The organism is Sphingobium sp. IP1 (assembly GCF_002708645.1).
GTDB lineage: Bacteria > Pseudomonadota > Alphaproteobacteria > Sphingomonadales > Sphingomonadaceae > Sphingobium > Sphingobium yanoikuyae.
The window spans coordinates 1-18,207 of sequence record NZ_NOIW01000073.1 but is presented as its reverse complement, the minus strand read 5'-3'; the positions used below and the strand labels follow the sequence as shown (position 1 = coordinate 18,207).

Below are 18,207 nucleotides of genomic sequence, written 5' to 3'. Positions count from 1 at the left end.
CCCAATTCCGCCGGTTTCGTGCGCCATGCGAACCGGACCCCGAGCGATGAGGGGGACGGACCATCCCATCCGGGGAGGAAGGGAACGGACCGATTTCGAACCGCCCATATAGGAAAAGGGGGCGGCTTTGTGAAGGGGGTCAGGTGAAGAGATGCCGCTCCGCCCTGATCGCCGCGACCAGCCGGTCCAGTTCGGCGCTGCTGTTGAACAGGGCAGGCGTCACGCGCAGCACTGGCCCGGATGCGAGCCCGGCCTTGGCCACCACCAGCAGGCGATATTTGTCGAGGAACAGCTTGGCCGCCTGTTTGGCGCCATCCGGGCCCTTCATGCCGGGCAGGCGGAAACCGGTGACGGCGCCGAAGCGGCCGGCCTCCTGCGGCACCAATATCTCCAGCCCGGCGATGTCGCGAACCCGTTCGACCCAATAGTTGCGCAGCCGGACGAGATGGCGATATTTCGCCTCCAGTCCGATCGCATCCTGCACCGCGATCGCGCGCGGGATGGTCAGGCGGGCGGCGAAGTCGACCGTGCCGGTCGGGATGCGCGCGCGAATATCTTCCGGCCCATGGATGCGGTTGCCGAGCCAGGGGGAAATGTCCTGCAGCCGATCCTTGCGGATATAGATGCCGCCGGTGCCGAGCGGTGCTGCGAGCCATTTGTGCAGTGAGAAGCCGATGAAATCGGCGCCGGTGTCTTCGACCGTGAAGGGCAGGTGGCCGACGGCCTGGGCGCTGTCCAGGATCACGTCGACGCCCCGCGCCTTGGCCATGGCGACGATCGCCTTGACCGGCGGCACCAGCCCGTTGCGATTGGACAAATGGGTGAGCAGCAACAGCTTCGCGCGCGGCGTTTCCTTCAAAATCCTGTCATAGGCGGCCAGGATATTCGCTTCCGTATGCGGCTCGGGCAGGCTGAAGCGGACGATGCGGGCGCCCCGGCTCTGCTCCAGATAGTCGCAGGCATATTGCATCTCGTCATAGTCGACATCGGCATAGATCACCGCGTCGCCGGCCTTGAGCAGCGCGTAATTGGCGATCAGCGCATAGAGCGCCTCGGTGCCGCCGCCCGACAGCGCGATCTCCTCGGTCTGCGCGCCGAGCAGCTTGGCCACGGCCGCGCGCGACCGGTCCAGTTCCGTGTCGCGCGGATGGCCAGGCGCGGCATTGCGCAGGAACAGCGAATTGTTGCGATTCACCCATTGCGAATAGGCGCGATAGCTGGCCGCCACCGGCCGGGTCATCGCCCCATAATAGGCCGCGTCGAAGGTCGCGAAATCCCGCTCCACGTCATAGAGGGGGAGCAGTGCGCGCTGCGCCGCCTCGAAATCCGTCATGTCGCCGGTGAAGCGGAAGGGCGCCTCGTCGGGCCAGCCATCCGACGGTCCGGTCGTGGCCGCAACCGCGCCGTCCAGCCCCAGGCCGACACCGAAAGTGACACCCAGCGCGCCACCCGCCCGTCCGATAAAGCCCCGCCGCGTAACCATCTTGCCCCCGAAGAATGTCGTTATTTTATACCATAACGTAATCGCGCGCGAAATCCGCCAGCGCCGTCCGCATCAGGAGCCGGATGGCGCTGCGGGTGTCACCTTCGGTGTCACGATCGGTGGCGCGGCGGGTGGGGGCGGGGCAATCCTGACCGTCTCGAACCGCTCCTTGCGCCGCACCCTGTCCAGCGAAGGCACGATGACGGCCGCGGGCGGCGACGCTGGCGTGACAGTCGGCACGCGCTGGCGCATGCATTCGGCCTTGGTCGGGCGGGGGAACTGGCTGCAGTTCCACAGTGCGCGCTGCAATCCGTTGCCGACATAATGGATATAGGCGAAGCTCATCGCCTCAAGCTGGGCGTCGTTGAGCGGCAGGCCGGTCGGGACGGCGCCGCCGCGCCAGCCCATGATCCGGCATTCGGGCCGGCCGGCACAGAAGGTCTCGGCCAGCGCGGGCCAGCTTTCCGGCGGGCTGCTGCGATTGAGTTCGACCAGGAAACTGCGCCCGCCCGGTGCGATCGCGATCAGCCGGACGCCGCCGATCGTCTTGCCCAGCGAGTCCGATCCGATCGCGCGTTCCGGCCTGGCGGCCAGCGCGGCGGCGGCTTCGGTTGCCAGCACCGGCGGCATGCCCGGCAGGCCGCTGCCCGGCAGGCCCTGATGCGCGGCGGACAGGCGGGCGATGCGGGCGATCAGCGGTTCGCCACCGGCTTCGCCCAGGCGGAAGGCGGGTGGCGTGCCCCACCAGCCGCGCCAGCGGAAGAACAGATGCGTGCCGACCGCGGTGATCTTGTCGAGGCTGCCGCTCCAATAGGGCACGACCCAGTCGGTATGATAATGGGTGGCATAACCGACCGCCTTGAACACCTTGCCGGCCAGCGCGCCGCGTGCAATCTCCCGCGCCCGCGCCCAGGCGCTGGTGGATGGCGTGCGGGCCAGTGCGCCGTCGCAGGTGAAAGTGAACTGGCAGCCGGTGGTCCGTTCCTGCCCCTGGAACACCACGCCACAGACCGTCTTGGGGAAGGCCGGGTGGCGCACGCGGTTGAGCACAACCTGTGCCACCGCCTGCTCGCCGATCGCATCGTCGCCCGCTTCGTAAAGCTGGGCCGCCGCCAGGCAGTCGGTGGCACGGGCCAGGTCAGTTTCCGATCCGCGGAACAGGAACGGCCGGGCCGACGGATTGGGATCGCGGGAAAAGGGAATCTGGGCGTTGAGGTCGCGCGCCTGTTCGGGGCCGAGCGCGAAAATCGCGACGGGTTCGACGGCGGGCGGCGGCGTTGCCGGTCGGCGCTGGCGGGCGGCTGCAACAGCCGTCAGCCGGCGGCCCTGCGCCGCCTCGTCGCCTGCGCGCGGCCGGCTTTCCCAGCCGGCGACCGCCATGGGCAGACCGACGAACAGCAACAGCCATATCAGCCACATCGCGCGATGTGGCCGGTCAGGGAAAGTGCCGTCGGTCATGCCCTAGGCTTTGTGCCGTTTATTCGGGCAGGAAGTCGGGCACCGAGAGATAGCGTTCGCCGGTGTCATAATTGAAGCCCAGAACGCGGCTGCCTGCCGGCAGTTCCTTCAGCTTCTGCGCGATCGCGGCGAGCGTGGCGCCCGACGAGATGCCGACCAGCATGCCTTCCTGGCTGGCGGCGCGACGGGCATAGTCCTTCGCATCGGCCGGATCGACCTGGATCACGCCATCGAGAATCTGGGTGTGCAGGTTCGCCGGGATGAAGCCCGCGCCAATGCCCTGGATCGGGTGCGGGCCGGGCTGGCCGCCGCTGATGACCGGCGACAGGGTCGGCTCAACCGCATAGACCTTGAGGTTCGGCCACTGCTTCTTCAGCACCTCGGCAGTGCCGGTGATATGGCCGCCCGTACCCACGCCGCTGATCAGCACGTCGATCGGCGCATCGGCGAAATCGGCGATGATTTCCTGCGCGGTGGTGCGGACATGCACGTCGATATTGGCGGGATTCTCGAACTGCTGCGGCATCCAGCTGTCGGGCGTCTGCGACACCAGTTCCAGCGCCCGTTCGATCGCGCCCTTCATGCCCTTTTCGCGCGGGGTCAGGTCGAAACTGGCGCCATAGGCCAGCATCAGCCGGCGGCGTTCGATCGACATGCTTTCGGGCATGACCAGGATCAGCTTGTAACCCTTGACCGCGGCGACCATGGCCAGGCCCACGCCGGTATTGCCCGACGTCGGCTCGATGATCGTGCCGCCCGGCTTCAGATCGCCCGATGCCTCGGCCGCCTCGATCATGGCCAGCGCGATGCGGTCCTTGATCGACCCGCCGGGGTTCGACCGTTCCGACTTGATCCACACTTCAGCGTCCCCGAACAGCCGGTTGACCCGGACATGGGGGGTATTGCCGATGGTATCGAGAATAGTGGCAGCTTTCATTGGGCCGTCTCCTGGCTGATGTCCGCCTCCCTTAAGTCGGGTGGGTCGAAAGTGCGTGCAAGGCGCAGTTCGGGAAAGAGCCGCGCCCAGAATATCGTGACGAGAATGGCGCCCACGCCACCCCCGATGACCGCAGCGATAGGCCCAACGAGCGCCGCAAGGAAGCCCGATTCCGCTTCGCCCAATTCATTGGACGCGGAAATGGTCAGTTGCGACAGGCTGGAGACGCGGCCGCGCATCGCATCGGGCGTGTGCAACTGCACCAGCGACTGGCGCACGAACACCGACACCATGTCGGCGCCGCCCAGCACGATCAGCGCGGCGATGCCGGCCTCCACCGCGATGCCGCGCGGCAGGAAGGCGGTGCAGCCGAAGGCAATCGTGGCCAGGCCGAACAGGATGACCGCCGCCAGCATCTTGAGGCCGACCTGCGTCTTCATCGGGCGGAACGAGAACCAGAGCGCGGTCAGCGCCGCGCCGATCCCCGGCGCGATCGCCAGATGGCCATAGCCGGTCGACCCGACATGCAGGATGTCACGGGCATAGACGGGCAGCAGCGCGGTGGCGCCGGCGAGCAGCACCGCGAACAGGTCCAGCGTGATCGTCGCCAGCACGAGCCGGTTGCTCTTGAGGTAGGTGAAGCCATCGATCATCTGGCGGATGGGATGGCGGCCCTGCTGGCGCGGCGGCTGTGGCACCGGGCCGATCATCATCATCGATATCAGGCCGACGCCGAACAAGGCTGCCGACAGCGCATAGGCGGCCCACGGCTCGATCGCATAGGCATAGCCGCCCACCGCCTTGCCGAGGATGTCACCGGTCTGCCAGGCGACCGATGACAGGGCGATGGCGGTCGGCAGCACGGCGGGCGGCACCAGATTGGGCGCCAATGCCCCATAGGCCGGCCCGTTGAACGCGCGGGCGATGCCGACGATGACCGCGATGCCGAAGATCAGCGGCAGGCTGACCCAACCCTCATAGGTGGCGAAGGCCAGCACGGCTGCGGCGAGCATCAGCAGCGCCAGCGTCAGCCGGGTGATGATCCGCCGGTCGAAATGATCGGCCACCCAGCCGGTCACCGGCGTCAGGAAGAAGAGCGGCAGAAACTGCGCCAGGCCGATGAGGCCAAGCTGCGCCGATGCCTCGCCCGTGCTCATCGTCTCCCGCGCGACATTATAGGCCTGCCAGGCGAGCAGGATCATCATGCTGTACTGCGCCAGCGTGGCGCAGAAACGGCCGACCAGATAGGCGCGGAAATTGCCGAAATGGAGCGGGTGGGGCGCGGCTGCAGAGGAAGACATGGCCGCGCTCTAGCCTTATCCCGTGGCGGATAGCAACGGGCCGGACATAATCGACCGGCCCCCTGTTCATCCTTACTGGCCTATCCTTATTTGAACAGGCTGCCCAATATGCCGCGCACCAGCTGGCCGGCGATGCCGCCGCCCGACGATTTGCGGCTTGATCCGCCGAATACGGCACGGCCCAGTTCATTGGCGACCTGGCGGCCGACAGAGGAGGCGGCGGAGCGGGTCGCCGACTGCACCGCCTTGTCGAAGCCGCTGGGCTTGGCCGCCTCGCGCGCGGCGGCGGCGTCGCGACGGGCCTGCTCCTTCAACTCCTGTTCGCGCTGCTTGGCCTCGACCTTGGCCTGGGCGGCGGCGGCCTTGTCGGCTTCGGCCTTGGCCTTGGCTGCCTGCGCGGCGGCGGCGGCGGCCTCGCCGCGCGCGGCCAGGATTTCCTCGGCGGACTCGCGGTCGACGGCGGTGTCATATTTGCCCTCGCAGGGCGAGATCGACTGGATGATCGCCCGCTCCTTGGCATTGACCGGACCCAGGCGCGACCGGGGCGGGGCGATCAGCGTGCGCTGGACCACGCCCGGCGCGCCATCTTCCTGCAACAGGGACACCAGCGCCTCACCGGTCTTGAGTTCGGTGATCGCGGTTTCGATGTCGAGATCGGGGTTGATGCGGAAGGTGTCGGCCGCGGCCTTGATCGCCTTCTGGTCGCGCGGGGTGAAGGCGCGCAGCGCATGCTGCACCCGGTTGCCAAGCTGGCCGGCAATGGCTTCGGGAATGTCGATCGGGTTCTGGGTGACGAAATAAACGCCGACGCCCTTGGAACGGATCAGGCGCACGACCTGCTCGATCTTGTCCTGCAATGCCGCCGGCGCGTCGTCGAACAGCAGATGGGCCTCGTCGAAGAAGAAGACCAGCACCGGCTTTTCCGGATCGCCCACCTCGGGCAGCGTCTCGAACAATTCGCTCAGCAGCCACAGCAGGAAGGTGGCGTAGAGCTTGGGGCTCTGCATCAGCTTGTCGGCGGCGAGGATGTTCACATAACCGCGCCCCTTGTCGTCCACCTTCAGGAAGTCGTGGATGTCGAGCGCGGGCTCGCCGAAGAAATGGTCCCCGCCCTGGGTTTCAAGCTGGAGCAACTGGCGCTGGATCGCGCCGACGCTGGCCTTGGTCACATTGCCGAAGCGGGCCGAGAGCGTGTCGGCATTCTCCGCGCAATAGGCGAGCATGGCCTGCAGATCGCCCAGGTCGAGCAGCAGCAGCCCTTCCTCGTCAGCATATTTGAAGGCGATGTTGAGCACGCCTTCCTGCGTGTCGTTTAGGCCCATCAGCCGGGCCAGCAGCAGCGGCCCCATCTCGCTGACCGTGGTGCGGATCGCATGGCCCTGTTCGCCGTAAAGATCCCAGAAGATCGCGGGATTGTCGGCATAGCTGTAATCGGCGATGCCGATTTCCTTGGCGCGCGAGACCAGCTTGTCGGCATTTTTGGCGGTCGGCGAACCGGCCATCGAAATGCCCGACAGGTCGCCCTTCACATCGGCCACGAACACCGGGACGCCGAGCGCCGAGAAGCTTTCGGCGATGCCCTGCAACGTCACCGTCTTGCCGGTGCCGGTGGCGCCGGCGATCAGGCCGTGGCGATTGGCCCGGCGCAGGTTCAGATATTGGGGGATGCCGCCGTCCTTTTCGGGCGCGCCCAGACCAAGGAAGATGCCGTCGCTCATGGGCTTATGCTCCTCAAAAACGGGTCGGGCCGCGCCCGCCGGACTGTCTGTTCCTTCTTAGAAGGGAGGCAGGCAATCCGGCAAGCGCGGCCCGTAACGATTGTCGCTTTCGCTGACTTACTTGTCGCGCAGGCGGATGGGCAGGAACAACGGCGCCTGGCCGCGACGCAGCACCTGCAGCAGGATGGCGTTGCGACCCTGGGCCGATACCGCCTTCACCTGTGCATCCAGATCCGCCTGGGTCAGCACCGGCCGGTTGTTGGCCGACAGGATCACGTCGCCGCGACGCAGGCCCTTGGCACCGGCGTCGGTCGATCCGTCAACGGCAGTGATGACGATGCCGCGGGTGTCGCCGGCAACACCCAACTGGCGGGTGATGCTGGGGGTCAGCGGGATGGCGGAGATGCCCAGCGACTTCTGGGCCGCCTGGGTGTCGCTGCCCTGGTCGCCCTGCTGGCTGAAATCATCATCCTGCTGCTGGGCGAAGTTATTGAGTTCGTCTTCGCTGGGGCGCTCACCCACGACCGCGTTCAGGGTCATGCGCTGGCCGTTGCGCAGCAGCACGATCGGCACGCTCGACCCGATCTTGCTGTTGGCGACGATCGACGACAGATTCTGGTCCGGCGTCACTTCCTGACCGGCGACGCTGACGATCACATCGCCTGCCTTGATGCCGGCCTTTTCGGCGCCCTTACCAGGCTCGACGCCCTGCACGAACTCGCCGCGATTCTTGGCAAGGCCCAGCGAGTCCGCCATATCCTCGCCCAGCGGGCTGATCTGCACGCCCAGATAGCCGCGCTTGATGCTTTGGCCCTGACGCAGCGTGTCGACGATCGGCGCTGCCTGTTCCGAGGGGATGGCGAAGCCGATGCCGACATTGCCGCCCGACGGCGACAGGATCTGGCTGTTGATGCCGATCACATTGCCGCGCATGTCGAACATCGGGCCGCCGCTATTGCCCTGGTTGATCGATGCGTCGGTCTGGATGAACTTGTCATAGGTGCCGCCGGTGCCGCGATGCACGGCGGAGATGATGCCGGCGGTCACGGTGCCCGACAGGGCGAAGGGGTTGCCGATCGCGACGACCCAGTCACCCACGCGCGCCTTGGTGCTGTCGCCGAACTTGACGAAGGGCAGGGGCTTCTTCGCGTCGATCTTGAGCACGGCGAGGTCGGTTGCGGGATCGCGGCCGACCAGCTTGGCGGGATATTCTTCCTTGTTGGTCATGGTGACCGTGATGCTGTCGACGCTGGCGCCTTCCGCACCGGCCGACACGACGTGATTATTGGTCACGATATAGCCATCGGCCGAGATCAGGAAGCCCGAGCCCAGCGACTGGGCCTGACGGGTCTGCGGCTTGCCGCCGCCACCCTGGCCGAACAGGTCGCCAAAGGGCGTGCCGGCGAAGGGATTCTGCACGGTGACGCGCTGCTTGGTCGAGATGTTGACCACGGCCGGCTGCAGCTTTTCGACCATGTCGGCCAGGCTTGCCGGGGCACCGGCGGGTGCAGCGGCCTGCAGGCCTTCATTCTGGGCGGTTTGCGCGCCGACATTGGAACTGGTCGTGACGGCGATGGCGGTGCCGCCGAGCAGCAGGGCGCCGGTGATGGCATAAGCGTAACGCACTCGTGACGGTCCTCTTCAGAAATTCGGGAGCGGGAAGGGCGGGACTCTCGGGGAGCCTTATCGATGCGCCGCCCTGCCTTAACCGATATTGAATGACACTGGTTCCGTAATGATCCTGAAACCTGCTGTTAGCGGCCCTGGAACTGCTTCAGGAACTCATTGTCCTTCGACAATACCATCGTCGTGCCGCCCGCCCGATCCGGGGCGAAGGTATAACGATAGGCCTGCATGGCGCGATAGAAGTCATAGAAATTCGCGTCCTTGCCAAAGCTTTCCGCATAGATGCGGGCGGCATTGGCGTCAGCCTCGGCGCGAATGATCTGTGCCTGCTTCAGGCCCTGGGCGCGGATCGTCAGCGCTTCCTGCTGGCGCGCGGTGCGCATGCGGGTGAAGGCGCTTTCCAGCGGCGTGCCATCGGGCAGGTCGGCGCGCTTGATCCGCACGTCGACGATCTCGGCGCCATATTGGCGCGCGACCCGGTCAAGCCCGGCCTCGATATTCTGCATCACCTGGCCGCGTTCGGGGCTGAGCAGCGCGGCGAAGGGCCGCTTGCCCAGTTCGTTGCGCAGCGCCGAGCCCAGGATCGGGCGCAGCGCGTCCGACACCTTTTCCTCGCTGCCGGCCGAGATATACATGCGCAGCGGATCGACGATGCGATAGCGGGCAAAGGCATCGACCTGCAGGCGCAACTGATCGGTCGAAAGCACCTGCTGGCGCTCCATCTCGACCGAGAGCACGCGCTTGTCGATCCAGACGATCTGGTCGAAGAAGGGCACGCGCAGGATGACGCCGGCGCCGGTCTTGCCGAAATCCTCGTTCGGGCGATAGCGGTTGATGATCTGCTTGGGCTCGCCGAAGCGGACGATCACGCCCTGCCGGGTTTCCGGCACGATGGTGACGGTGCTGCCGACCAGGATCAGCAGGATGATCGCGCCGATGGCGAGGGCGATGGGATTGCGCAAGCTCACTGGCCTTCCTCCGTCGCATTGGCAGCCGACTGGGGTGTGCCCTGGGCGCGCCGCTTGAGTTCGGGAAGGGGCAGGAAGGGGGTGACGTTGCCGCTTTCGACGATCGTCTTGTCGACGGTGGACAGGACGCCCTCCATGGTTTCGTAATACATGCGCCGGCGGGTGACGTCGGGTGCCAGCCGATATTGTTCATAGACCTTGTCGAAGGCTGCGGCTTCGCCCTGCGCCTTGGCCGTCACCTGCTGCGCAGCGGCACGGGCCTCGTTCAGATAGGTCTGGGCGGTCTGCTGCGCGGCCGACACTTCCTTGAAGGCGTCGTTGACGGCGGCCGGCGGATCGGCCTGCTTGATCGCCACGCCCTGGACGCGGATGCCCGACTTGTAGCCGTCGAGAATCTCCTGCATCCGCTGTTCGACCTGCTGCTCGATTTCGGTGCGCCCCGCACCCAGCGCATCGTCCAGGCTGACGCTGGCGACCACCGAGCGCATCGCGCTTTCCGCGACTTCGCGGATCGATGCGTCCGGGTCGGCCAGCTGGAACAGATAGAGTTCGGGATTGCGGATGTTCCAGCGCACCGAATAGGCCAGGTCGACGATATTCTGGTCGCCGGTCAGCACCAGATTTTCGCTCTCCGCGCTGGCCGATCCGATGTCGATCGTGCGGATTTCCTCGACATCGACCGTGCGCACCGCCTCGAACGGGGCGGGCAGGGTCAGGCTGATGCCGGGCGAGAGGGTGCGGCTATATTTGCCGAGCAGGGTGACGACGCCGCGTTCCTGCGGGCCGACCCGGTGGAAACTGGTCAGCACCAGCCACAGGACGACGACAATGCCGACGGCGATCGGCCACAGCGCCCGGCCGTTCGCGCGCGGCGGCAGGCCACCGAAGCCGCCGCCCTGGCCAAAGCTTTCGCGGCTCTTGCGCAGCAATTCCTCGATCGCGGAAGGGGATTTGCCGCCGGCCGGCTTGCCGGGCTGGGTCCAGGGATTGCGCGGGCCATCACTGCCCCCGCCGGACCCGTTCTTGCCCGGTCCGTCATTGCCCTCAGGCCCGTCACCCTTGCCGCCCCAGGGACCCTGGGCCATGGCGCTCGCGATGCCGGGCATCCACCCGAATAATCTTCTCATGTCATCTCTATAGGAATGGCTGCACGCGAAAAACAGTGCCCTTAACGACGATTATTGCCTAGAGGGCCCAGTCATGACCGATATCGATGATTTTGCCGCCCGCCTGAAGACGCTGACCGATGGCCGTGCCAGCGCGCCGCGGGTGAAGGATGGCGTCATGACCCTGGCGCTCGACGTGGGCGGTCTGGCACCCGAACGGCGCGATGCTGTCGCCGCCGCCATCCGCGAGGGCGGCCTGATGCTGCCGGGCGTCACCGACGTGCGCATTGCCATGACCGCCGAACGCCGCGCGCCGCGCATCATCGCCGTGGCGTCGGGCAAGGGCGGGGTGGGCAAGTCGACCCTGTCGGCCAATCTCGCCATCGCTTTGTCGCGGCTGGGGCATAAGGTCGGTCTGGTCGATGCCGACATCTACGGCCCGTCGCAGGCCCGCCTGCTCGCCAGCGAGGACCAGAAGCCGCAGGCGCGCGAGAAGCGCCTGTTCCCGGTCGAAAGCCCGCTGGGCATTCCGATGCTGTCGATGGCGCATCTGGTCGATCCGGGCAAGGCGCTGGCCTGGCGCGGGCCGATGGTCGGCAATGCGCTGGGGCAGTTGATCGACGCCGACTGGGGCGACACCGACCTGCTGGTCATCGACCTGCCGCCGGGCACTGGCGACATCCAGCTGACCATGCTCCAGAAGCACAAGCCGGCCGGCGCCGTCATCGTCTCGACGCCGCAGGATCTGGCGCTGATGGATGCGACCCGCGCGATCAGCCTGTTCGAACAGGCGCAGGTGCCGATGATCGGACTGGTCGAGAATATGGCCGGCTATGCCTGCCCGCATTGTGGCGAAGTGTCCGATCCGTTCGGCTGCGGTGGCGCGGAAGCGGCGGCGGGCGAGCTTGGCCTGTCCTTCATCGGCCGCATTCCGCTGGCGATCGACATTCGCAAGCGCTCCGACGCGGGTGATCCGCCGGCGGCCGGCGAAGGGCCGCATGCCGATGCCTTCCGCGCCGTCGCCGAAAAGGTCGCGGCCTGGCTGGCGAAGGCGGCCTGATCAGAGGCTGAGGTGCAGGAACTGGTTGAAGGCGCTCGCGCGATAATCGCCGAACGCCTCGCCATTGCCGAAGCCGTGCCGGCGATAGAGCGTCAGCGCCGGATCGAAGGCCGCGCCGCTGCCGGTTTCCAGGCTGAGCCGGGTCATGCCGCGCTGCCGTGCCTGCCCGATGATATGGCGCAGCAGCGCTGCAGCCACGCCCCGGCGCAGATGATCGGGATGGGTGCGCATCGATTTGAGTTCGCCCTGGCCTCCGCCCAGATCGCGCAGCGCGGCGACGCCGGCGATCTCGTCGCCATCCCAGGCGGTCCAGACGCAAATGTCGGGCCGTTGCAATCCTGACAGGTCGAGCGCGAAGACGCTTTCGGGCGGCGATTCCGCCTGCATGCCGGCCAGATGGATGGCCAATAGCGCGCGGGTCGGTGCGCCCTTCAGATCGTCTTCGCGAATATCGAACATGGGCAGGGTCTAGCCGTGGCGCGTGCGGCGCGCCACGGCCAAGTCCGGCTTATTTGACGTTGATCTCCAGCGACGGGTCGACCATCGACCGACGCGGTGCTGGCCGGGCGGCCGGCAGCGGCGCGGCGCGGGGCGCGGGCGTATAGCTGGCGGGGATCGGTGCCGGCTGGCCCAGCATGGGCGCAGGGCGGCGTGGCGGTGCCAGCGCGATCTCATTCTGGGTGAAGGCCTGCAGTTCCCGGCCGGCCGGGATGATCGCCGTCTTGCCGGTGATGAAGCCCGCGAACACGCCGGCCGCGATCACGCCACCGATGGTCGCGGCGGTATTGCCTTCGCCCTCCTGGCGGAAGCTGCCCTTGATCGGGATGCGGCGCCCGGCGACTTCGATATAGCGCAGCTCGATATTCATCTTGCCCGATTTGCCGAACGCGCCCTTGCCGGTCAGCCAGGTCACTTCGCCCACGGCGCGGGCATTCATCGGGATGACGACATAGCCATCGACCATCACCGGATCGGCGACCGACAGGTCGAACATCGACCCTTCCTTGGCGGTCTTGCTGGACAATTCGCTGTTCATGCGCAGCATGACGGCGGTGTTCGCGGGCAGGACCATGGCCGGATTGGCCTCGGGCGCCTGCATGACGGGCAGCGGCGCATCGGCCTGTGCCAGCAGCGGCTGGGCAGTCGCGGACATGATGGCAAGCGCGGTAATGACGACAAACTTCATATCAGACCCCCTGAATACGGCCCGTCCCCACCGGCCGGCGCGAATCGCGCATTGCCGGACCTAGCCGGATGCTGCTTAGGAATTGGTTAGGACAGGCGCGCGCCAAGCCCCTTGTTCGCGCCTTCGCCCTGCCCATATCGGGGGGTCAGGACAGGAGGACCGCCATGCCGCTCACCGCCGCGCAGGATATTGCCGATCTGCTCAACGAAACCCGGACGATCGCGCTGGTCGGCATTTCCGATCGCCCCGACCGGCCGAGCTACGGCGTGATGAAGACGCTGCAGGATCATGGCTATCGCGTGCTGCCGGTCAATCCGCAGATCGCCGGCGAACATGTCCATGGCGAATTCGTCTGGGATCGGCTGTCCGACATCGGCGTGCGGATCGACATGGTCGATATCTTCCGGCGCAGCGAGGCCGCGGGCGCGGTGGTGGACCAGGCGATCGCCGCTGGCGCCAAGTCGGTGTGGATGCAGTTGGGGGTGATCGATGCCGATGCCGCGGCGCGGGCCGAAGCGGCAGGCCTCAAGGTCGTGATGGACTATTGCCCGGCGATCGAGATCCGGCGGCTTGGCCTTGCGCCGATCGCGGCGGATTAGCCCTAGGCAGCACGGCCCCGCGCCTCTATCAGCAAGGCCATGGCGCGGGCACCGTTGAAACGACGCAAAGACAGAGGTTTGAGCGACACAGGTGTGAGCCGTCGCACGCTGCTGGTCGGTGGCGGTGCGGCAGCGGGACTGGTTCTGGCCTGGGCGGCCTGGCCGCGCAGCTATCGGCCCAATCTCAATGTCGGGCCGGGCGAACAGGTTTTCGACGCCTTCCTCAAGATCGACCGGGCGGGGCAGGTGATCGCCATCGTGCCGCAGACCGAAATGGGGCAGGGGGTGTCCACCATCCTGCCGCAGATTTTGGCGGACGAACTGGGCGCCGACTGGCGCACCGTCGCGGTGCAGAGCGCGCCGATCAGCCCGCTCTATGCCAACGGCCTGCTGGCGCGTGACTGGCTGGCGAGCGACTGGACCCGCGTGGCGGGCGATGCCGGCACCTGGGCGATCGACCAATATGCGACGCGCAGCGCGCTGATGCTGACCGGGGCGGGCACGTCGGTGCCGATGTTCCATGACGCTTATCGCCGGGCCGGTGCGGCGGCGCGCGTGCTGCTGTGCAAGGCGGCTGCGGCGCGCTGGGGCGTGCCCTGGGAAAGCTGCGACATCCAGAATGGCATCATCACCGACGGGGCGGAGCGCAAGCTGCGGCTGGGCGATGTAGTGGAGGATGCGGCCGGTTTCACCCTGCCCGACATCCTGCCCTATCGTCAGGGCAATGACGGTCGGCTGACCGGGCAGGATCTGCCGCGGCTCGACACCCCGTCCAAGATCGACGGCAGCCATAATTTCGCCGCCGACATCCGCCTGCCCGACATGGTCTTCGCCTCGATCCGGCAGGGGCCGATCGGCGACTCCGTGCTGAAGGATGCGCGCGATGCCGAGGCGCAGAAGGTCACCGGCTTCCTGAAACTGGTCCGCACCGAGCGCTGGATCGCGGCGGTCGGCACCAACTGGTGGGCGGCGAACCGGGCGCTCGACCTGATCGATCCCAGCTTCACCCTGCGCGAGACGCCAGTCGACAGCGGCCGTATCGATGCTGCGCTGGAGGATGCCTTTTCCGGGAACGCCGGCCGGCGTCTCTATGTGCAGGGCGACCTGCTGCCGGTGTTCGAGAAGGCGACGATCCTGGCCAGCGAATATCAGGTGGATCCCGGCCTGCATCTGGCGCTGGAGCCGATGTGCGCGACGGCGCGGGTGACGGAGGAGGGCGCCGAAGTCTGGATGGCGACGCAGGCGCCCGCGCTGGCCCGCGCCGCGATCGCCGATGCGCTCGGCCTGTCGGACAGTGCGGTGACGCTCTACCCGCTCCATGCCGGCGGCGCGACCGGACGGCATATGGATTGGGAGGCGGGTGTGCAGGCCGCGCTGATTGCGCGCGATGTTGGCCGCCCGGTGCAACTGCTCTGGTCGCGGCTGGAGGATGTGATCCAGGATCGGCCGGGCGCGCCGGCCCATGCCCGCATGGCGGCCAAGCTGGGCCGTGGTGGGATGGTCGAAGGCTGGCTGGCGAAGGTGGCGGCTCCCTGCGCCATGACCCAGACCTGGTCGCGCATCGCCCATGGCAAGCTGCCGCATGAGGCTGCAGCCGAAGCGGGTGACAAGGCGACCCGGCTGGCGGTGGCTGGCATGGTGCCGCCCTATGCCATTCCGAACTGGGCGGTGGATCATTATCCTGCTGACGTTGGCCTGCCGCTCGGCTTCATGCGCGGCAATGCGCATCTCCATGGCGCCTTCTTCACTGAATGCTTCCTTGACGAACTCGCCCATCTGGCGGGGATCGAGGCGATGTCGTTCCGCATCCAGATGCTGGGCGGCAACCCGCGCCTGGCGCATTGCCTGTCCACCGCCGCAGCCATGGGCGGCTGGCAGGGTGGCATTGCCGGCAGCGGTCAGGGGATCGCCGCGCATATGATGAACGGCGCCTATGCCGCCGTGATGGTCGAGGCGGGGATCGAGGGCAGCAAGCTCAGCGTGCGGCGGATGGTTGCGGCGGTGGATTGCGGCGATCAGGTCAATCCCGATATCGCGCGACAACAGATAGAAAGCGGGCTGATCCATGGCCTGGCGCTCGCCATGGGGGCGTCGGTGCCCTATGCCGGCGGCATGCCGACGCGCGCGATGCTGGGGCGGATGAACCTGCCGCGGCTGGGCGACATAGGAGAGATCAGCGTGGAACTGATCCGCAGCACGGCCGATCCGGCCGGCGTCACCGACCTTGGCGCACCGCTTGCCGCGCCGGCGATCGCCAATGCGCTCTTCACCGTCACCGGGCAGCGATTCCGCAGCCTGCCGATCATGGGAAATGGCTGATGCCCGACAGCGAAGTTGACACTCGCATGCCATCGCGCGTCGGCGTGCTGCTGATCAATCTCGGCACGCCCGACGCGCCCGATGCCAAATCGGTGCGCCGTTATCTGGCGGAATTCCTGTCCGACCCGCGCGTGGTGGAAATTCCGCAGATCATCTGGCAGCCGATCCTGCGCGGCGCGGTGCTGACGACGCGGCCGAAAAAGTCGGCCCATGCCTATCAGCAGGTGTGGATGCCCGGCGGATCGCCGCTGGCGGTCTATACCCGCGAGACGGCGGAGGCGTTGCAGCAGGCGATGGGGCCGGACCTGATCGTCGACTGGGCGATGCGCTATGGCAATCCGTCGATCGCCAGCCGGCTCCAGGCGATGATGGCGCAGGGGTGCGATCGCATCCTGCTGGCGCCGCTCTATCCGCAATATTCCGGCGCGACGACCGCGACCGCGCTGGACAAGGCCTTTGCCGCGCTGGCCGACATGCGGCTGCAACCGGCGATCCGCACCCTGCCGCCTTATTATGCCGATCCCGACTATGTCGCTGCGTTGAAGGCGTCGATCGACGGCCATCTGGCACGGCTCGACTTCAGGCCCGATGCGCTGCTCGCCAGTTTTCACGGCATGCCGGAACGGACGCTGAAGCTGGGCGATCCCTATTATCACCAGTCGGTGGAGACGGTCCGGTTGCTTGATGCGGCGATGGACCTGCCCGTCCATATGAGCTTCCAGTCGCGCTTTGGCCGGGCGAAATGGCTGGAACCGGAGACCGAAGCGACGCTTACCAGATTGGTGAAGGAAGGTGTCCGGAACATTGCTGTCGTGACACCCGGATTTTCGGCAGATTGTCTGGAAACCCTAGAGGAAATCGGACTTCGCGCGAAAGAAGTTTTTTTAGCGGAAGGTGGCGAAAAATTTGCCTTTTTGCCCTGTCTAAACGCATCCCCCGAAGCTATCACCCTCTACCAGCGGCTGGTCGGCCGCGAGCTTTCAGGATGGGTGGACCAGAGGGTCTAGCACAGGAGAGGACAGGCGCATGTCGAGAGTAGCGATCGTGACCGGCGGAACCCGCGGTATCGGGGAAGCCATCAGCCTGGCACTCAAGGAAATGGGATATACGGTTGCCGCCAACTATGCCGGCAACGAGGAAAAGGCCAAGGCCTTCACCGACGCCACCGGCATTGCCAGCTTCAAATGGGATGTCGGCGATCATCAGGCCTGCCTGGACGGTTGCGCTGCGGTGGCGGAAGCGCTCGGCCCGGTCGACATCGTCGTCAACAATGCGGGCATCACCCGTGACGGCGTGCTCGCCAAGATGAGCTTCGACGACTGGAACGAAGTCATGCGCATCAACCTTGGTGGTTGCTTCAACATGGCCAAGGCGACCTTTGGCGGCATGCGTGAGCGCGGCTGGGGCCGGATCGTCAATATCGGTTCGATCAATGGCCAGGCCGGCCAATATGGCCAGGTCAATTATGCCGCCGCCAAGTCGGGCATCCATGGCTTCACCAAGGCGCTGGCACAGGAAGGCGCCAAATATGGCGTCACCGTCAATGCGATCGCGCCCGGCTATATCGACACCGACATGGTCGCCGCCGTGCCGGCACCGGTGCTGGAAAAGATCGTCGCCAAGATCCCGGTCGGCCGTCTGGGTCAGGCGCATGAGATCGCCCGTGGCGTCGCCTTCTTCTGCAGCGACGAAGGCGGCTTCGTGACCGGCAGCACGCTGTCGATCAACGGCGGCCAGCACATGTATTGATGGCCAAGGGCGACGTTTCCGATGGCGCAGCCGCGTCCGGGGCGTCGCCCTTTGCCCCTCCGGTCAAGCGCAGCGTGACCATTGCCGGGCACCAGACCGCGATCAGCCTGGAGCCGATTTTCTGGCAGGCGCTGCGCGATGCCGCGGCCGAGGCCGAATTGCCGATCAATGCGCTGATCGCCCGCATCGACGTGACGCGGATGGCGGCCGACGATCCCCCCAATCTGGCCAGCGCGATCCGCTGCTGGCTTTTCGCCCGCGTCCGGACACAGGATTCGCCGCCGGGCTGAGCGTCTCCCGCCGCTTTCCCTTATTGCTATAGCGTTTCTTCCGCACTTCTGCGCCGGGGCGAAATAGGCTAGGGCGCTGCGAATGAAATTGATTCGCATTATGGTCCGCTGTATCGCGGATCGGGGCTGACGGACGGAGGACGGGCAATGCTGCAGGCGGCACAGGGCAGGGCGGAGGTCTATGCGACCGATTTCGCCGATGTCGGTGACGATCGTCCGATGCCCGTTGCCAGCGGGCGTGCCATCGCTGTTCCAGCCGAACGCTATGGCGCCCGGCGCGGTCCGAACCTGCCCGCCATTGCCGGCATCCTGGTCGTGCATGCGCTGCTGATCGGCGCGCTGATCCAGGTGCGCAACCATGTCGTCCGGGCCGAAGAGGCGAAGCTGACGGTAGTGAACCTGTCGCC

The 18,207-nt window shown here is 66.5% G+C and carries 16 protein-coding genes and 1 pseudogene; 7 read left to right on the top strand and 10 right to left on the bottom strand.

Going from position 1 to position 18,207, the window contains the following annotated elements:
- Window positions 1-139: 139 nt before the first annotated feature.
- The 8 genes from CG471_RS20885 to hflK form a co-directional block, all read right to left on the bottom strand.
- Window positions 140-1,483: an aminotransferase class V-fold PLP-dependent enzyme gene (locus CG471_RS20885; protein ID WP_099233521.1), complete on the bottom strand. Its 1,344-nt coding sequence runs from the start codon at window positions 1,481-1,483 to the stop codon at window positions 140-142.
- 72 nt (window positions 1,484-1,555) lie between these two features.
- Complete coding sequence (locus tag CG471_RS20880; RefSeq protein WP_099233519.1) at window positions 1,556-2,941, bottom strand: cell wall hydrolase; 1,386 nt, start codon at window positions 2,939-2,941, stop codon at window positions 1,556-1,558.
- Between the two features lie 19 nt (window positions 2,942-2,960).
- Window positions 2,961-3,878 carry a cysteine synthase A gene (gene cysK, locus CG471_RS20875; RefSeq protein WP_010338110.1) on the bottom strand — a complete coding sequence of 306 codons (918 nt, stop codon included), beginning with the start codon at window positions 3,876-3,878 and terminating at the stop codon, window positions 2,961-2,963.
- Complete coding sequence (locus tag CG471_RS20870) at window positions 3,875-5,179, bottom strand: MFS transporter (RefSeq protein WP_099233517.1); 1,305 nt, start codon at window positions 5,177-5,179, stop codon at window positions 3,875-3,877. The genes cysK and CG471_RS20870 overlap by 4 nt, the downstream gene beginning before the upstream one ends.
- A gap of 86 nt (window positions 5,180-5,265) precedes the next feature.
- Window positions 5,266-6,897 (bottom strand): helicase HerA-like domain-containing protein, encoded by a 1,632-nt coding sequence (locus CG471_RS20865; RefSeq protein WP_099233515.1) that lies wholly within the window; start codon window positions 6,895-6,897, stop codon window positions 5,266-5,268.
- Between the two features lie 117 nt (window positions 6,898-7,014).
- Window positions 7,015-8,523, bottom strand: a complete 1,509-nt coding sequence (locus CG471_RS20860) for a Do family serine endopeptidase (protein WP_017500403.1) — start codon at window positions 8,521-8,523, stop codon at window positions 7,015-7,017.
- A 128-nt stretch (window positions 8,524-8,651) separates the two neighbouring features.
- A complete protein-coding gene (gene hflC / locus CG471_RS20855) occupies window positions 8,652-9,491 on the bottom strand; it encodes a protease modulator HflC (RefSeq protein WP_004208464.1) in 840 nt (279 codons plus the stop codon).
- Window positions 9,488-10,618, bottom strand: a complete 1,131-nt coding sequence (gene hflK / locus CG471_RS20850) for an FtsH protease activity modulator HflK (RefSeq protein WP_004208463.1) — start codon at window positions 10,616-10,618, stop codon at window positions 9,488-9,490. The genes hflC and hflK overlap by 4 nt, the downstream gene beginning before the upstream one ends.
- A gap of 73 nt (window positions 10,619-10,691) precedes the next feature.
- On the opposite strand from hflK, the gene CG471_RS20845 reads away from it, so the two are divergent.
- Entirely contained in the window at window positions 10,692-11,657 is a 966-nt protein-coding gene (locus CG471_RS20845) for an Mrp/NBP35 family ATP-binding protein (RefSeq protein WP_037508243.1), read from the top strand.
- Here CG471_RS20845 and CG471_RS20840 read toward each other — a convergent pair whose 3' ends face one another.
- A complete protein-coding gene (locus tag CG471_RS20840; protein ID WP_099233513.1) occupies window positions 11,658-12,116 on the bottom strand; it encodes a GNAT family N-acetyltransferase in 459 nt (152 codons plus the stop codon). It lies immediately after the preceding gene.
- Between the two features lie 49 nt (window positions 12,117-12,165).
- Entirely contained in the window at window positions 12,166-12,843 is a 678-nt protein-coding gene (locus CG471_RS20835) for a hypothetical protein (protein ID WP_099233511.1), read from the bottom strand.
- Window positions 12,844-13,007: 164 nt separating this feature from the next.
- On the opposite strand from CG471_RS20835, the gene CG471_RS20830 reads away from it, so the two are divergent.
- From CG471_RS20830 to CG471_RS20805, 6 genes and pseudogenes are all read left to right on the top strand, one after another.
- On the top strand, window positions 13,008-13,442 hold the full coding sequence (locus tag CG471_RS20830) for a CoA-binding protein (protein WP_099233509.1): 435 nt from the start codon (window positions 13,008-13,010) through the stop codon (window positions 13,440-13,442).
- Between the two features lie 39 nt (window positions 13,443-13,481).
- On the top strand, window positions 13,482-15,761 hold the full coding sequence (locus CG471_RS20825; RefSeq protein WP_099233507.1) for a molybdopterin cofactor-binding domain-containing protein: 2,280 nt from the start codon (window positions 13,482-13,484) through the stop codon (window positions 15,759-15,761).
- The gene (gene hemH / locus CG471_RS20820) at window positions 15,761-16,768 is read left to right on the top strand and encodes a ferrochelatase (protein ID WP_099233505.1); all 1,008 of its coding nucleotides are present in this window, start codon (window positions 15,761-15,763) and stop codon (window positions 16,766-16,768) included. Before CG471_RS20825 ends, hemH begins: the two co-directional genes overlap by 1 nt.
- A gap of 19 nt (window positions 16,769-16,787) precedes the next feature.
- Window positions 16,788-17,510, top strand: a complete 723-nt coding sequence (gene phbB / locus CG471_RS20815; protein ID WP_004208456.1) for an acetoacetyl-CoA reductase — start codon at window positions 16,788-16,790, stop codon at window positions 17,508-17,510.
- On the top strand, window positions 17,510-17,800 hold the full coding sequence (locus CG471_RS20810; protein ID WP_099233503.1) for a ribbon-helix-helix domain-containing protein: 291 nt from the start codon (window positions 17,510-17,512) through the stop codon (window positions 17,798-17,800). The genes phbB and CG471_RS20810 overlap by 1 nt, the downstream gene beginning before the upstream one ends.
- Before the next feature lie 147 nt (window positions 17,801-17,947).
- Window positions 17,948-18,207: pseudogene (locus CG471_RS20805) on the top strand (energy transducer TonB); the annotation flags it as partial.

Excerpts from the sequence above, each read along its gene's own strand:
- CG471_RS20825 (WP_099233507.1), top strand. The coding sequence starts at position 13,482 with ATGGCGCGGGCACCGTTGAAACGACGCAAAGACAGAGGTTTGAGCGAC.
- cysK (WP_010338110.1), bottom strand. The coding sequence starts at position 3,878 with ATGAAAGCTGCCACTATTCTCGATACCATCGGCAATACCCCCCATGTC.
- CG471_RS20830 (WP_099233509.1), top strand. The coding sequence starts at position 13,008 with ATGCCGCTCACCGCCGCGCAGGATATTGCCGATCTGCTCAACGAAACC.
- CG471_RS20880 (WP_099233519.1), bottom strand. The coding sequence starts at position 2,941 with ATGACCGACGGCACTTTCCCTGACCGGCCACATCGCGCGATGTGGCTG.
- hemH (WP_099233505.1), top strand. The coding sequence starts at position 15,761 with ATGCCCGACAGCGAAGTTGACACTCGCATGCCATCGCGCGTCGGCGTG.
- CG471_RS20870 (WP_099233517.1), bottom strand. The coding sequence starts at position 5,179 with ATGTCTTCCTCTGCAGCCGCGCCCCACCCGCTCCATTTCGGCAATTTC.
- hflK (WP_004208463.1), bottom strand. The coding sequence starts at position 10,618 with ATGAGAAGATTATTCGGGTGGATGCCCGGCATCGCGAGCGCCATGGCC.
- CG471_RS20845 (WP_037508243.1), top strand. The coding sequence starts at position 10,692 with ATGACCGATATCGATGATTTTGCCGCCCGCCTGAAGACGCTGACCGAT.
- CG471_RS20840 (WP_099233513.1), bottom strand. The coding sequence starts at position 12,116 with ATGTTCGATATTCGCGAAGACGATCTGAAGGGCGCACCGACCCGCGCG.
- phbB (WP_004208456.1), top strand. The coding sequence starts at position 16,788 with ATGTCGAGAGTAGCGATCGTGACCGGCGGAACCCGCGGTATCGGGGAA.
- CG471_RS20885 (WP_099233521.1), bottom strand. The coding sequence starts at position 1,483 with ATGGTTACGCGGCGGGGCTTTATCGGACGGGCGGGTGGCGCGCTGGGT.
- CG471_RS20810 (WP_099233503.1), top strand. The coding sequence starts at position 17,510 with ATGGCCAAGGGCGACGTTTCCGATGGCGCAGCCGCGTCCGGGGCGTCG.
- CG471_RS20835 (WP_099233511.1), bottom strand. The coding sequence starts at position 12,843 with ATGAAGTTTGTCGTCATTACCGCGCTTGCCATCATGTCCGCGACTGCC.
- CG471_RS20865 (WP_099233515.1), bottom strand. The coding sequence starts at position 6,897 with ATGAGCGACGGCATCTTCCTTGGTCTGGGCGCGCCCGAAAAGGACGGC.